General features: G+C 36.5%; 12 protein-coding genes. 9 read left to right on the plus strand and 3 right to left on the minus strand.

Translation table 11 applies throughout. From position 1 onward, the window contains the following. Positions 1-16: 16 nt before the first annotated feature. The 7 genes from MTZ49_RS05895 to recG all read left to right on the plus strand — a co-directional run bounded on the left by MTZ49_RS05895 (position 17) and on the right by recG (position 7,421). On the plus strand, positions 17-814 hold the full coding sequence (locus tag MTZ49_RS05895; protein WP_264747424.1) for a lysophospholipid acyltransferase family protein: 798 nt from the start codon (positions 17-19) through the stop codon (positions 812-814). A 56-nt stretch (positions 815-870) separates the two neighbouring features. Next, entirely contained in the window at positions 871-1,485 is a 615-nt protein-coding gene (gene gmk, locus MTZ49_RS05900) for a guanylate kinase (protein ID WP_264747425.1), read from the plus strand. 81 nt (positions 1,486-1,566) lie between these two features. Next, on the plus strand, positions 1,567-1,836 hold the full coding sequence (gene rpoZ / locus MTZ49_RS05905; RefSeq protein ID WP_264747426.1) for a DNA-directed RNA polymerase subunit omega: 270 nt from the start codon (positions 1,567-1,569) through the stop codon (positions 1,834-1,836). Between the two features lie 58 nt (positions 1,837-1,894). Beyond that, complete coding sequence (locus MTZ49_RS05910) at positions 1,895-3,988, plus strand: RelA/SpoT family protein (RefSeq protein ID WP_264747427.1); 2,094 nt, start codon at positions 1,895-1,897, stop codon at positions 3,986-3,988. Positions 3,989-4,010: 22 nt separating this feature from the next. Beyond that, positions 4,011-4,394, plus strand: coding sequence for a RidA family protein (locus MTZ49_RS05915; RefSeq protein ID WP_264747428.1), 384 nt, complete (start codon positions 4,011-4,013; stop codon positions 4,392-4,394). Between the two features lie 28 nt (positions 4,395-4,422). Next, positions 4,423-5,331, plus strand: a complete 909-nt coding sequence (locus MTZ49_RS05920; protein WP_264747429.1) for a hydrogen peroxide-inducible genes activator — start codon at positions 4,423-4,425, stop codon at positions 5,329-5,331. Positions 5,332-5,345: 14 nt separating this feature from the next. Further along, a complete protein-coding gene (recG, locus tag MTZ49_RS05925; protein ID WP_264747430.1) occupies positions 5,346-7,421 on the plus strand; it encodes an ATP-dependent DNA helicase RecG in 2,076 nt (691 codons plus the stop codon). A 3-nt stretch (positions 7,422-7,424) separates the two neighbouring features. Here the strand turns inward: recG and MTZ49_RS05930 are convergent, their stop codons facing one another. Further along, a complete protein-coding gene (locus MTZ49_RS05930; protein WP_264747431.1) occupies positions 7,425-7,949 on the minus strand; it encodes a gamma carbonic anhydrase family protein in 525 nt (174 codons plus the stop codon). A 107-nt stretch (positions 7,950-8,056) separates the two neighbouring features. Further along, positions 8,057-8,635, minus strand: a complete 579-nt coding sequence (locus tag MTZ49_RS05935; protein ID WP_264747432.1) for a YdcF family protein — start codon at positions 8,633-8,635, stop codon at positions 8,057-8,059. A gap of 446 nt (positions 8,636-9,081) precedes the next feature. Between MTZ49_RS05935 and MTZ49_RS05940 the strand changes: the two genes are divergently transcribed. After that, entirely contained in the window at positions 9,082-10,494 is a 1,413-nt protein-coding gene (locus tag MTZ49_RS05940; protein WP_413774178.1) for an amino acid permease, read from the plus strand. 62 nt (positions 10,495-10,556) lie between these two features. Here MTZ49_RS05940 and MTZ49_RS05945 read toward each other — a convergent pair whose 3' ends face one another. Continuing rightward, positions 10,557-11,594, minus strand: coding sequence for a TerC/Alx family metal homeostasis membrane protein (locus tag MTZ49_RS05945; protein ID WP_264747433.1), 1,038 nt, complete (start codon positions 11,592-11,594; stop codon positions 10,557-10,559). A gap of 463 nt (positions 11,595-12,057) precedes the next feature. Here MTZ49_RS05945 and MTZ49_RS05950 point away from each other — a divergent pair, with 463 nt between their 5' ends. Beyond that, a complete protein-coding gene (locus MTZ49_RS05950; protein ID WP_264747434.1) occupies positions 12,058-14,697 on the plus strand; it encodes an autotransporter outer membrane beta-barrel domain-containing protein in 2,640 nt (879 codons plus the stop codon). Positions 14,698-14,839: the final 142 nt, after the last annotated feature.

Consider the following 14,839-nt stretch of genomic DNA (forward strand, 5'->3'; position numbering starts at 1 on the left):
TGATAGGTTCTAAATAATGAAGAAAAAAATATCATTCCTACAAATTCTACGTACCATAGCTTTCTATTTGGTTCTGGCGGCGAGTGTGCTAATTTGGGGTATCGTTTGTTTAACGGTATTCTTATTTATTCCCTATCGTTGGTTGATGAAAGGGTTTATTCAACCGTGGTGTCGCTTTGTGATTAATTCAGCAAGTGTTATTGCGGGTATTAAATATAAAATCACTGGACTTGAGAATCTGCCTAACACCCCTTGTGTTATTGTTTCTAAGCATCAAAGTACTTGGGAAACTATATTTTTTACAGCTCAAATTTATCCATTGAGTAATGTATTAAAGCGAGAGTTGCAATTTATTCCTTTCTTTGGTTGGATGCTCGCTTTAAGTAGACAAGTGGCCATAAATAGAGGTACACCAAAAGAGGCTTTTAAGCAGTTACTTGATAAAGGTAGCAAGTTATTAAAAGCAGGTCATTACATTCTTATTTTTCCAGAGGGGACTCGGACTCAGCCCGGGCAGAATGGTCGCTTTACCCGTGGTGGTATTACTTTAGCAGCTACGGCAGGTGTGGGAGCAGTGCCAGTGGCACACAATGCGGGTGAGTTTTGGCCAAAATATGGCTGGGCTAAATATCCAGGTACAATAGAGGTAGTTATTGGTCAGCCAATAAAATCTATAAGCACAGATCCAGAGCAAATAATACAAGCGAATAAGCAGGCAGAAAACTGGATTATTGAAACAATGCAGAAAATAACGGCAACTGACTTTTTAGAGGTTGCAAAAAAAGCACCTAAAAACCCTAAAGAACAAGATTAATCGAAGATAAATCGCTATAATATAACTATATCCGTTAGTTAGATAGGATGGGCAAAATGGAACGTGGAACTCTTTATGTTATTTCTGCACCTTCTGGGGCAGGAAAAACCAGTTTAGTTAAAGCTTTATTAGAGCGTCAACCAGAGCTAAAAGTAGCGGTTTCTCATACTACAAGAGCTCCACGTGCAGATGAGCAGGAAGGTGTAAATTATTTCTTTGTAACAAAAGAAAAGTTTGTCGAAATGCTTGAGGAAAGTGCTTTTTTAGAGCACGCCCTTGTTTTTGAAAACTATTATGGTACGGCTTCTTATTGGGTAGATGAGTGTTTGAATAAGGGACAAGATCTTCTGCTTGAGATTGATTGGCAAGGTGCGCAACAAGTTCGTCGATTAATGCCAGAAGCAAAGTGTATTTTTATTTTACCTCCTTCAAGAGGGACTTTGCGCAAGCGATTAGTGCAACGTGGACAAGACTCAGGTGCTGTCATTGAGCATCGAATGTCGCAAGCTATTAATGAAATTAGCCATTATCCTGAGTTTGATTATTTAATTGTGAATGATGACTTTGAAACGGCATTACACGATTTAGAGTCTATTATTATTACACACCGTTTAAAATGTTTAAGGCAGACTGAAAAATTAGGATCTTTATTAAAAGATCTCTTGTCATAATCAAGAGATACTTTTAAACTGAAAGATTCGAATTGAAGACGCAATAGCTGATAGTTAGTTGATGATTTTTAGAGGAATATTATGGCTCGTATAACAGTAGAAGATTGTTTAGATAATGTGGAAAATCGCTTTGAATTGGTGATGTTAGCTGGTAAGCGTGCTCGACAATTAGCAAACGGTGGACGTGAACCTCTAGTTGCTTGGGATAATGACAAACCAACCGTTGTTGCCTTACGTGAAATTGCTGAAGGCCTAATTGATAAAGAATTTGTGGCACAAGAGGCTATGGTTCGTGAAGAGCCTTTATTTACAGCATTTGATGACGGACAAATGGATAGTTTTAGAGGCTAGTTTATTTGTTTTATGCCTCGCCTAGTAGCTGCATGCCTTATCAGCGAGGGGGTGATTTGTGCCAACCATAGATGACCTTGCTCAACGCCTTACTGAATACTTAACACCAGAGCAGGTGAACTGTGTTCGGCGTGCTTACTATTATGCCTCGCAAGCCCATGATGGGCAGCGTCGTCGTAGTGGTGAAAAGTATGTAACACATCCTTTGGCCGTAGCCAGAATTCTCGCTGAAATGCATATGGATCATCAAAGCCTGATGGCTGCGATGTTACATGATGTTATTGAAGACACAGGTATTCCTAAAGAAGCATTAGCCGAACAATTTGGCGATGCTGTTGCTGATCTAGTTGATGGGGTTAGTAAATTAACCCAAATCTCCTTTGATAGTAAAGAACAAGCTCAAGCTGAAAACTTCCAAAAAATGGCCATGGCTATGGCTCGAGATATTCGAGTTATTATTGTTAAGTTGGCCGACCGTCTACATAATATGCGTACTTTGGAGGTGATGTCACCTCCTAAACGTCGTCGTATTGCAAAAGAAACCCTAGAGATTTATGCACCGATTGCTAATCGTCTAGGGATGCGTGATGTGCGTGTTTCTTTAGAAGATCTTAGTTTTAAAGCTATGTATCCAATGCGATCAGCTTTAATTGACAAGGCAGTTCAAAAGGTTAGTGGTCATCGTCGAGAAGTGGTTGCTAAATTTCAATCAGCGATTGAAGCCTGTTTGCAAAGAGAAAATTTACATGGCCAAGTAAGTGGTCGAGAAAAGCATTTTTACAGTATCTATAAGAAAATGAAGGATAAGAAAAAATCCTTTAATGAAATTATGGATATTTACGCTTTTCGCATTGTTGTTGATTCAGTTGATATGTGTTATCGCGTATTAGGTGCGGTGCATAACTTATTTAAACCCGTTCCCGGTCGTTTTAAAGACTATATAGCTATTCCCAAAGCGAATGGCTATCAATCATTACATACCTCTTTATTTGGTATGAATGGTATTCCTATTGAAATTCAAATTCGTACTAAAGAAATGGATGAAATGGCCAGTTATGGTATTGCTGCCCACTGGCTATATAAATCAGGTAGTGATGAAGTAAATCAATCACGTGTTAAGCGTTGGGTGAAAAATTTATTAGAGCTACAGCAGCGTGCAGGTAGTTCTTTAGAGTTCGTAGAAAACGTTAAAACTGATTTATTCCCTGATGAAGTGTATGTATTTACACCTAAAGGCCGTATTATGGAGCTGGTGAAGGGTTCCACAGCAGTTGACTTTGCGTATGCTGTTCATACTGATGTAGGTAATACTTGCATTGCTTGTCGAATAGACCGTCACTTAGCGCCTTTATCACAAGTATTAGAAAGTGGTTCTACAGTAGAGGTTGTTTGTTCTCCTAACGCTAGACCAAACCCTGCATGGTTAAATTTCGTAGCAACAGGTAGAGCCAGAACAAATATTCGACACGCCTTAAAACAACAAAAACAATTAGAGTCAGTTACATTAGGTGAGAACTTACTAAATAAAGAGTTAGCGAGTGTTGATTCATACCTAGATAAAATACCTGCTGAACAATTAGAGGCAGTATTAAAAGAGTATAAATTAGCTACTCCAGAAGCATTATTTGAAGAAATTGGTTTAGGTAATCGTGTTGCTTATATTGTGGCACAGCAGTTGGTCAAAGGATTAGACAGAACATCTATTGGTAAGAAACCTTTAGAAATACATGGCACCGAAGGTTTAGTGATTACTTATGCTAAATGCTGTTATCCTATTCCCCGTGACCCTATTATTGGTCACTTATCTACAGGTAAAGGTATTGTCGTTCATATAGAGAATTGTAAGCGAGTTGCTGATATTTCTAATACCGATAAATGTGTTCCTTTGCAGTGGGCTAAAGACATAAAAGGTGAGTTTGAAGTCCAATTAAATGTAGAGTTGGAGCAACAGCGTGGTTTAATTGCGTCATTGGCCGAAGCTGTCAATTTAGCAGATGCTAATATTGAAAAAATTGCAGTAGATGAACGTGATGGTAGAACCTGTATAGTGAATATGGTAGTTACTGTACATAATCGAATTCATCTATCTAAAGTGATTAAGAAGTTACGACTTATTAATGGTATTATAAAAATCGCAAGAACAGGACATTAATAGATTATTAGGAGTTTACTTCATGAAAAAAGAAGTGATCAACACTGAAAAAGCACCCGCAGCAATTGGTACTTACTCTCAAGCTGTCAAAGCAGGTGATACTGTATACTTATCAGGACAAATCCCTTTAAACCCAGCAACTATGCAGTTAGTTGAGGGCGGTTTTGAAGCACAAACAGTACAGGTATTTGAAAATTTAAAATCTGTGGCAGAAGCAGCAGGCGGTGGTTTAAAAGATATTGTTAAACTAAATATTTATTTAACAGATTTAGCTAATTTTGCTAAGGTAAACGAAGTAATGGGGCGTTATTTTGCAGAACCTTATCCTGCTCGTGCAGCAATTGGTATTAATGCATTGCCTAAAGATTCGCTAGTAGAAATGGATGCTATTTTAGTTTTAGGATAGTCACCCTCAGCTCAGAAGGATTAAATATATGACTCTCACAGAACTTCGTTATATTGTGATTTTGGCACAAGAAAAGCATTTTGGTAAGGCAGCTGATCGTTGTCATGTTAGTCAACCAACGTTATCTGTGGGGGTTAAAAAAATTGAGAAAGAGCTGGGTGTTTATATTTTTGAACGGAGTAAAAACTCTGTTCGTTTAACACCTGTTGGTGAAAGTATTGTAGAACAGGCTAAAAAAGTATTAGAGCAAACACAAGTTATTCGTGAATTAGCTCAAGTAGGTAAGGATCAACTTGCTGCACCTCTCCGTATAGGCGCTATTTACACCATTGGCCCTTATTTATTTCCTCATCTTATTCCTGAGCTACATAAAGTAGCACCTAATATGCCATTGTATATAGAAGAAAACTTCACGCATGTCCTTAAAGAAAAACTGCGCTCAGGCGATTTGGACGCTATTATCGTAGCGTTACCTTTTAGTGATGTGGATATAGTAGCTAAACCTTTATACGAAGAACATTTTGATGTCTTATTACCTGCTAATCATCCTTGGACAAAACGTAAAGAAATCAAATCAGATGAGCTGTCAGGTAAAACACTCCTCTTGTTAGGCGAAGGACATTGTTTTAGAGATCAAGTGTTAGAGGCCTGTCCAACCACCAAAGAAGGTGGCACTGAAGATGAGTATACAGAGGTCGAGTCTACTTCATTAGAAACCATACGCCATATGGTTGCATCTGGTTTAGGTATTTCTGTGTTACCTCATTCAGCTATCCATAGTCCTTATTATGCTGAAGGTGTTGTTGAGGTAAGACCTTTTGCAGATCCAGTTCCTACTAGAACGGTAGCAATTGCTTGGCGGATGAGTTTTCCAAGAGCAAAAGCAATTGATGTTTTAGTAGATGCTATTAAACATAGTGCAGCATCTATTATTTAAAAGTTGAGTAGCGTATGGCTAGCTTAGACCATACACCTATTACCCATTTAAAGGGAGTAGGTAGTGCATTAGCTGAAAAATTAGCAAAGCTTTGTATTATAACAATTCAAGATTTATTGTTTCACTTACCTATTCGTTACCAAGATAGAACGCGAATAACGCCAATTGGTTCTTTATTTACTGGGCAAGATGCAGTGATTGAAGGTACAGTTGTTTCATCAGCTGTTCTGATGGGACGTCGTCGTAGCTTATTGGTAAAGTTACGGGATAGTAGCGGTACTATTGGTTTAAGATTTTATTATTTCAATCAAAGTCAGAAAAGCTCGTTCCAAAATGGTGCGCGTGTGCGCTGTTTTGGTGATGTTCGTGTGGGGGCATCGGGATTTGAAATATATCATCCAGAATATAGAATAATTGCCGTCGATAAAATAATGCCTGTCGAGCAAACCTTAACTCCTATTTATCCTATGACAGAAGGGTTAACACAACAACGATTAAGGCAATTAGTGGAGCAAGCACTGCAATTATTAACGAGTTATAGTTTGCCTGATTATTTACCTACTGCTCTTATTGAAAAGTATCAGTTGGGCAGTTTATTAGAGGCAGTGCGTTATTTGCATCACCCGCCACCAGATGCAGACAGTCAATTATTATTAGAAGGTAAACATTGGGCACAAAAACGCTTAGTATTTGAAGAGCTTCTGACTCATCAATTATCACTACAGCGATTAAGGGAGCAGATTCGTAGCCAAGTAGCCGCTGCTTTACCACTATCAAAGCAATTAGTGCCTGCTTATTTACAACAATTACCTTTTCGACCAACTAATGCACAGCAAAGGGTTGTGCAAGAAATCAATTATGACCTTGCTCAGCCAGTCCCCATGTTACGTTTGGTTCAGGGGGATGTAGGTGCAGGTAAAACGGTAGTCGCTGCATTGGCTGCTTTACAAGCTTTGGAGGCGGGTTATCAAGTTGCATTAATGGCACCTACAGAGATTTTAGCAGAACAGCATTTTTTAACGTTTAAACGTTGGTTTGAGCCTTTAGGTATTCAGGTTGAATGGTTAGCTGGTAAGCTTAAGGGAAAAGCAAGGCAAGCAGCTTTACAGAATATCGCAGAGGGTTGCCCAATGGTTGTTGGAACACATGCGCTATTTCAAGCAGAAGTGTCTTTTAAAAATCTAGCTTTAATTATTATTGATGAGCAACATAGGTTTGGTGTGGAGCAACGTTTGGCGTTGAGAGATAAAGGTGGTGAAGCTGGTCTACTTCCTCATCAATTAATTATGACCGCTACCCCCATTCCTCGAACGCTAGCCATGAGCATGTATGCTGATTTAGATACATCGGTTTTAGATGAGTTACCACCAGGGCGCACCCCTGTGGCCACCGTGGTGATTGCTGATATTCGAAGAGTAGAAGTAATAGAACGCGTAAGACAAGCTTGTTTAGTAGGTAAGCAAGCTTATTGGGTTTGTACGCTGATTGAGGAGTCAGAAGAGTTAACTTGCCAAGCAGCAGAAACTACTTTTGCTGAGTTATCTGAAGTATTAACTGGGTTAAATGTGGGGTTAATTCATGGACGTATGAAGCCAGCTGAAAAGGCACAATTAATGCAACAATTTAAAGCTGGAGAGTTGCAGTTACTAGTAGCTACTACTGTAATAGAGGTAGGGGTGGATGTCCCTAACGCGAGTTTAATGATTATTGAAAACCCTGAGCGTTTAGGATTAGCCCAGTTGCACCAACTACGTGGTCGGGTAGGGCGCGGTAGTACAGAAAGTTTTTGTTTATTACTTTACCATCCACCTTTATCTAGAGTAGCGCAAGAACGCTTGGCTATTATGCGAGAAACTAATGATGGCTTTGTGATTGCTGAGAAAGATTTAGAAATCAGAGGACCTGGTGAGGTATTAGGAACTCGTCAAACGGGCTTATTACAATTTAAAGTAGCGGATTTAATGAGGGATAGTGACTTATTGCCAGATGTTCGAGAAGCTACACAACAATTAGTGATTAAACATAAAGAGTATATAGAACCATTACTTAATCGTTGGATAGCTAATCGCCAGCGTTATGGCCAAGTATAATATTTAGTGACTATCCTTTAATTTTACATAGTGCTCAGAACCATAGCGCAATAGTTCTTTTTCACTTTCAATTAAAGGGCGTACTTGTCTAGCAGGATTACCCACATATAAGTAACCACCATTTAATTGTTTACCTTGAGGAACTACTGTTCCGGCACCAATAATCACATCACTACCTATTACCGCATTATCAAGAATAATACTACCAATTCCAATAAGTACACGGTCACTAATTGTACAGCCATGTAATACAGCTTTGTGTCCTATTGTTACATCTTCGCCAATAACAAGGCCACTACCTAGTTTATTCACTTCTGGATTGACATGAGAAACATGCAGTACACAACCATCTTGTATATTAGTGCGAGCACCGATACGTATTTTATGCACATCACCACGAATTACAGCGTAAGGCCATACTGAACATTGATCACCAAGTACAACATCACCAATAATAATGGCCGTTTCATCAATAAATACTTCTTTTCCTAAGGATGGTGTTTTACCTTTGTAGGGGCGGATAGGCATAATAACTCCATGGTAAGCTACATCAATGTATATTAAATTTAATTATGAAGCCTCTAGTATAACATATGACAATTGGTAGACAATGTTAGGGGGGAGCAACAACAATTTTATTTTATATTGAAAAAATAAATTGGATACCCTAATAATTCTCTACTAACAGAGTAAAAATCTCGCCATGAACTATAGGTTGGTGAACCAGAACCAATTTGTTTAATACCTTCATGTTTAAAAGCGAGTTTAATTCTTGCAATATGATAGTATTGGGAAATAATAATAACAGACTTTAATTGCTGCTGCTGCATGTATTGGTAAGTGTTTTTAGCTGTAGCTCTGGTATTAATGCCTTGTCCATCTTTAATAATAGCGTTAGCTGGAACTCCTCTTGCTATTAAAAAGTTAGCCATAGCTATTGACTCGTCATAGCCTTCTTTGCCAGTACCGCCACTTACTAGGATTTTAGGGGCATACCCTTGTTGATAAATTTCAATCGCTTTGTTTAGGCGTGCAGCAAGTCCTGGGCTAGGTATACCTTCAGGTGAAACCTTAGTGCCGAGAACGACAATAAGATCGGTCTTGAATAAATTATCTTTTAAGCCTGATGCTACAATGCTTAGTACTGTTACAAAATAAATTAAAATAATAGCAACAAAAATCATTTTCTTTTTACGATTGAGAATCCATTTCATTTTATATAATGCTTATAACCATATAGTTTCAATTAGACATAATTATATAATTAATTAATTGCTATGAGTAAAATATTAATCTTATTTAGGGGGTATGCTTGGGAAGGATTTTGCGCTATCCTTAAACCGTTATCTTAGAGATAAGTACATTTATACCAATGTAATTCTTTAATAACACTAAAAATAATAGTATCTGTATAGTTTAGATCAATTATTAATAAATACAGTAAATTAATTAGATTTTATAGTTTTGCTGCTACTGGCAGTGTTTTCGTTTTATAAGTTGTTTGACCGGTGCTTATATCAAATAGTCAATTTTCAGGTATCAGATTAAATGTGGAATGGAATTTGCAATTTAAGGATTCTTAAGTAAGTTCTATTAGTCTCTAGAATTTATTTGACTATATTTATAGGCTAATGAATAACTTGTCGAAGGAGTTCAAATTTTGAGTGAAACAAAAAGTGTAAATAAAAAAGGCCATAATACAGAATTAAAAGGTGGTCTAAAGTCTCGTCATCTTACGATGATGTCTATTGCAGGTGTTATTGGTGCTGCTTTATTCGTTGGATCAGGTAAAACAATTGCTATGGCTGGCCCTGCGGTTATTCTTGCTTACATTGGCGGTGGTATCCTAGTTATTTTAGCCATGAGAATGTTAGGCGAAATGGCGGTAGCACAACCAGACACGGGTTCTTTCTCTACTTACGCTGATCGTGCTATTGGCCGTTGGGCAGGCTTTACGATTGGTTGGCTATATTGGTATTTCTGGGCTTTATTAATGGGTTGGGAAGCCTTTGTGGCAGGAACTATTCTAAATAGTTGGTTCCCCATGATACCTATTTGGGGATTTGCACTGATTGTTACAATAGCTTTAATTATTGTTAACTTTATGAACGTACGTAGTTACGGTGAATTTGAGTTCTGGTTTGCATTAATTAAGGTTGTTGCGATTGTTATCTTTATTATTATTGGCTGTCTAGCAATAGTCCATTTATGGCCTTGGGGTACAACCGGGGGTATCTCTCACCTAACTTCTACGGGTGGGTTTATGCCTAATGGTGGGCAGGCTGTTATTGTTGCCTTACTAGGCGTGATGTTTGCTTTCCTAGGCGCTGAAATTGTTACTGTAGCAGCGGCTGAATCAGCTAACCCAAGTAAAGAAATTATTAAAACAACTAAATCAGTAGTATGGCGGATTTGTTTATTCTATGTGGGTTCTATCTTTATCGTAGTGGCATTAGTACCATGGAATGATCCTCGTTTAGGAGACCCTACTTGGGGTTCTTATCGTGTAACTTTAGATGCATTAGGTATTCCTTATACGGGCTTTATTGTTAATTTTATTGTATTAACCTCTGTATGTAGCTGTTTTAACTCAGCGTTGTATACCGCCTCACGTATGTTATTCTCTTTATCTAAACGTGGTGATGCTCATAAAGTTATGCAGATTACAGGCAATAAAACAGGTACACCTTGGGTGGGCGTATTAATTTCTAGTTTCTTTGCATTTGTAGCTATTTTCTTTGCAGCCTTTCATTTAATGGATGTATATGACGTATTAATGCAGGCAACAGGTACTATTGCATTGTTAGTTTATCTTGTAGTGGCCTGCTCACAATTACGTATGCGTCGTAAATTAGAGGCTGAAGGTAAAGAAATTAAATTAAAAGTATGGTTCTTCCCATGGCTTACTTATGCCGTTATTGTATTTATTATTGGTGCATTTATTGTGATGGTGTATGAAGGTACTTATTTCTATGAAGTAGTTTATACATTACTATTAGCCGCAGTAATTGTAACAATGGGGATTGTGGCGCAGATCTTTGGTATTGGCACTAAAGATAAAGCTAAGCAATAGCTCATAAAAGAATTGCAGTTAAAAATTAAGCCCCTATTTAGGGGCTTAATTTTTTATAGGCATTATTCTTTATCTTGTTCTTTTTTCTCTGGAAATACAAAACTTGCCAAAATACCTAGTGCTAATACAACAAGCACTACATATAAGCTAATGGTTGGTTTAATTTCATACCCTAAATGCCAAATATGGTTTACTGCATTAAAACCTAATTTAAAGGCGATAAAAAATAGTAAAAATACCACTGCCTTTTCAAGATGAACTAAATATTGACGTAACGCTTCTAGTACAAAATAGAGTGTTCTTAAACCCAAGATGGCAAACATCATGGCTGAGTAAACAATTAATGGTTCACGGCTAACAGCGATAATGGCAGGTACACTATCAAAAGCAAACATAACATCAGAAAGCTCAACCACTGCTACGCAAAGTAACAAAGGAGTAGCGTAGAGAGTACCTTTTTTAACATTAATTCGTAGGTTGTGGTTTTCTGGTTTTAATAACTCTTCTGACACCTGTTTACTGCTGAGAAAAAATTTGTGACCTACAATTTTAGGAAAAACAGGAAAAATACGACGAATCAGACGGTTAGCTAAATGGTCTGAGTAATCCTTGATCTCTTCCTCGTCATCTTTACTTTTCAGCATCATAATGGCTGTCCAGCCTACAATGATAGCAAATACCATTTCAACCCAAGGGCCTAATGCTAATAGACCTGTACCAATGGCAACAAAAATACCCCTAAAGATAATAGCACCAATAACGCCTAAATAGAGAATGCGGTGGCGGTACATATCAGGAATTTTAAACCAAGCAAAAATGGCCATGATTACAAATAGGTTGTCTACTGACAGTATTTTTTCTAGGGCATAACCTGTAATAAACAGAGTGGCCACTTCTGCATTGTGATGAATATAAAGGTAGCCTGCAAAACCTAAGGAAATAAGTACCCAAAAAATTGACCATATAGCAGCACTTTTTAAACCAATAGGCTTATCACTGCGATGAGCGAATAAATCTATTAATAGTGCTACAACTGCAAGTGTAATAAAAACAGCTAGAGTTTCAGGGGGGAAGCCAAGATGAGACTGGGTTTGTTCCATAAATTTGTAAACCTGTTTAACAATGTTTAATAATTATAAATATTTTATTGGATCTCTATATACAGTATAAGGTGTAAAAAAAATGTCGTTTTACTAAGGTAATTTGTATCAAGAAAATAATCTGTTGATATATAATATTTTATATGAAGTTTAAAAGTAATTACTAATTATTATGATAAGACATTGTTGAGAATTGCTTAGATTAACTTCAAGTAGTTTAAAAGTTGTAAAAACTGCCTAAATAATTAAAAATTTCTATTATATTATTCAGTTAGAATTCATATTTATGTTTATAACTAAGTTTAGTATTTATAAGCATATACTTTTGTCTAATATTAATATTCGATTAATATAACTTCCTTACTATGGGCACGATCTATATTCGTTGGCTTTATTTTTCTTAATTAATTCATGTGGATATATTTAATCTACAATATAAGTTAGTGGTTTTGAGTTAAACATTATGTTAAAGAAGTTTTCAGTTATTACATTACTTGGTATAGCTTATAATTCTAATATACTAGCAGCAGAAATTAAGTATGGTTATCAGTTACAACCTAATCAAAACCTTCCTTTAGACAGTAGTCAATATAATATTAGCTCAGACATTGATACAAAGAGTTTATATGGTATTTATTATAACGGTTCTAGCCAGGTAGAACTAAATGCTAATCCTCTTAATATGCAAGTAGTTAATAATAATACAGGAACAAGTAGTGATAGATACATCGCTTCTGTCATTAATATTACTGGACAGAGTACTATGGCAAAAGCATTAATCAATTTAGGAGATGGTGGTCAACTTAGAGCACAGGGAGACACGGTGTATGCTATCAATCTAAAAAACAGTAATTTATCAGCTAGTAATATTAATATAGAGGCAAGTGGTAAATATTCAGCGTCAGGTCTAATATTAAACAGCACTGAGGTCAACTTAACTGGAAACAATAAGGTTACTGTTGAGAGTGATAGTTCGGCTATAGGTATATCTATTTCGAATAATACCTCATTTAAAGTAGACCAAATAACCATTGATGTAACCTCTACGGGTTCGGGTATTCAATTAGCGACTGGATTACAAGTACAAAATAATGCAAACCACATAGTTGATTTAGGTGTGGGATCAGTAATTAATGTTGACAGTACTGGTGGTGGAAAGGGAATCAGTATTAATGATGGCACTGTTATTGCCCAAGACTTTTCTATTACAGCGAAAGGCAGTAATAGTTATGGAGTCGTTTTATACAATGGTTCTTTTACTATGATAGGTGGTACTGTTATCTCTGATAATAATGGTATAGTCATTGGAAGTGTGCAGCCGAAACCACCTAACTATAATCATATAATTAATTTAACTGATGTAAATATTTCTGCTAACAATACAGCATTGAGTATGGGTGATGGCACAATGACTTTAAATAAAGTAACAGCTATTTCTACCAGTAGTAATGCGACAGTAATGGATGTTGGTACTAATGGTGTAGTTAATGCAACTGATGTTACTTTGCATGGTAAGTATAAGGTAGTGAGCGCTTCTGCTGGAGATGTGATTTTCTCAGGAAATACTGAAATTATTGGAACCGCCACCAATAATAGTGATACGTTATATGTTTCAAATGGTGGCTCTATTAAAACAGGCACTAATGGCAGTAAAATGAAAATAGTGGGAAATTTATATACCTCTCAATTTGGCAACAATAACCTAATTGATTTAAAAATGAATAGTGGTTCTGAGTTAACAGGGAAATCTACCATCTATGATATTAATAAAGGTACTATTAACTTGGATATGACAGGTAGTATATGGAATATGACAAATAATTCTAGTATTACACAGCTCGCTTTAAATAACAGTCAGGTTGATTTTATAAATCCAACTTTTACTATGCTTACTACTCAACAGTTATCAGGGAATGGCACATTTAGTATGAAAACTGATATAGCTGCAGGACAAGGTGATTTAGTTAAAGTTACTGGTCAAACAGCAGGAAGCCATCGTCTGAATATAACTAATCAAGGCGCATCAGCAACTGATGGCAATGAAACATTAACTGTAGTTGAAACCAGTGATGGTTCAGGACGGTTTAGTTTAACTAACCGTGTTGAGGCAGGTGGTTATCTCTATGACTTAAGAAAGGCTAGTAATGGAGCTGATTGGGAGTTATATGGGGCTAGAGGTGAACAAAGCTCTTCAGCTTTAGCTGGAGCTAGTTTTTTAAATACTAGCTATTTACTGAACTATATAGATAACCAAACGTTATTACAACGCTTAGGGGATTTAAGATTAGTAACTGACGATAAAACTTCTGATGGTTTTTGGATGAGATCATTTGGTGGAAAATTGTCTTCTTTTGCTGGCTCTAATTTATCAGGATTTGATATGCCTTATTGGGGAACTCAATTAGGTATTGATAAAGGTATCAATCTCTCATCAGGTAAATTATTAGTGGGAACAATGGTGGGGCTTACTCAGGGTAATCCTAATTATAAGGAAGGAGATGGTACAGCTAAGAATTATAGCTTAGGTCTCTATACTACCTATCTTCATGATAATGGGCTATATGTTGATGGCTTATTAAAATATAACAATATTCATAATCAATTTAATGTTAAAGATACTGCTGGAGATTCAGTAAAGGGTAAAGGAAGAACTCAAGGAGGTAGTGCTTCAATTGAAGTGGGTAATCGTTTTTGGCTTAATTCACAACAAGCTGGAATTTATATAGAACCACAGGCGCAGCTAACCCTAGCTATTCAAGGCGGTGATACAGTTAAGGCAAGTAATGGTTTAAAAATAAAATTGGATGCATATAACTCGGTATTAGGCCGTACTAGTGCTGTTATTGGTTATCAAACACAAGGTGATAATCCAATAAATGTTTATTTCAAAACAGGTTATGTGCGTGAGTTTAGTGGTAATACTAGTTATCATTTAAATGGTAATAAAGAAAAGCATAGTTTCCGAGGAGGGTGGCTAGATAATGGAATAGGTATCTCAGCTAATATAAATAAAGTCCATAATATTTATATGGATGCTAACTATGCTACAGGTAATCGATTTGATCAAAAGCAGTTAAATATAGGTTACCGATATAATTTCTAAGTCTCCCTATAAAAAGTGATATTAATAATATCTCTTTTTTATCCTCGTTCTAAGAATAAAAAGATTATTAATAAAGCTATTTGTTTTATATAAGTGCTGATAATTTGCATTAACTCATTGTGTGTATGCTATTGAAGACTCT

Source organism: Entomomonas sp. E2T0 (genome assembly GCF_025985425.1).
GTDB lineage: Bacteria > Pseudomonadota > Gammaproteobacteria > Pseudomonadales > Pseudomonadaceae > Entomomonas.

What these genes read in the sequence shown, in the direction of transcription:
- MTZ49_RS05895 (WP_264747424.1), top strand. Translation starts at nt 17, where the DNA reads ATGAAGAAAAAAATATCATTCCTACAAATTCTACGTACCATAGCTTTC.
- gmk (WP_264747425.1), top strand. Translation starts at nt 871, where the DNA reads ATGGAACGTGGAACTCTTTATGTTATTTCTGCACCTTCTGGGGCAGGA.
- rpoZ (WP_264747426.1), top strand. Translation starts at nt 1,567, where the DNA reads ATGGCTCGTATAACAGTAGAAGATTGTTTAGATAATGTGGAAAATCGC.
- MTZ49_RS05915 (WP_264747428.1), top strand. Translation starts at nt 4,011, where the DNA reads ATGAAAAAAGAAGTGATCAACACTGAAAAAGCACCCGCAGCAATTGGT.
- MTZ49_RS05920 (WP_264747429.1), top strand. Translation starts at nt 4,423, where the DNA reads ATGACTCTCACAGAACTTCGTTATATTGTGATTTTGGCACAAGAAAAG.
- recG (WP_264747430.1), top strand. Translation starts at nt 5,346, where the DNA reads ATGGCTAGCTTAGACCATACACCTATTACCCATTTAAAGGGAGTAGGT.
- MTZ49_RS05930 (WP_264747431.1), bottom strand. Translation starts at nt 7,949, where the DNA reads ATGCCTATCCGCCCCTACAAAGGTAAAACACCATCCTTAGGAAAAGAA.
- MTZ49_RS05935 (WP_264747432.1), bottom strand. Translation starts at nt 8,635, where the DNA reads ATGAAATGGATTCTCAATCGTAAAAAGAAAATGATTTTTGTTGCTATT.
- MTZ49_RS05945 (WP_264747433.1), bottom strand. Translation starts at nt 11,594, where the DNA reads ATGGAACAAACCCAGTCTCATCTTGGCTTCCCCCCTGAAACTCTAGCT.
- MTZ49_RS05950 (WP_264747434.1), top strand. Translation starts at nt 12,058, where the DNA reads ATGTTAAAGAAGTTTTCAGTTATTACATTACTTGGTATAGCTTATAAT.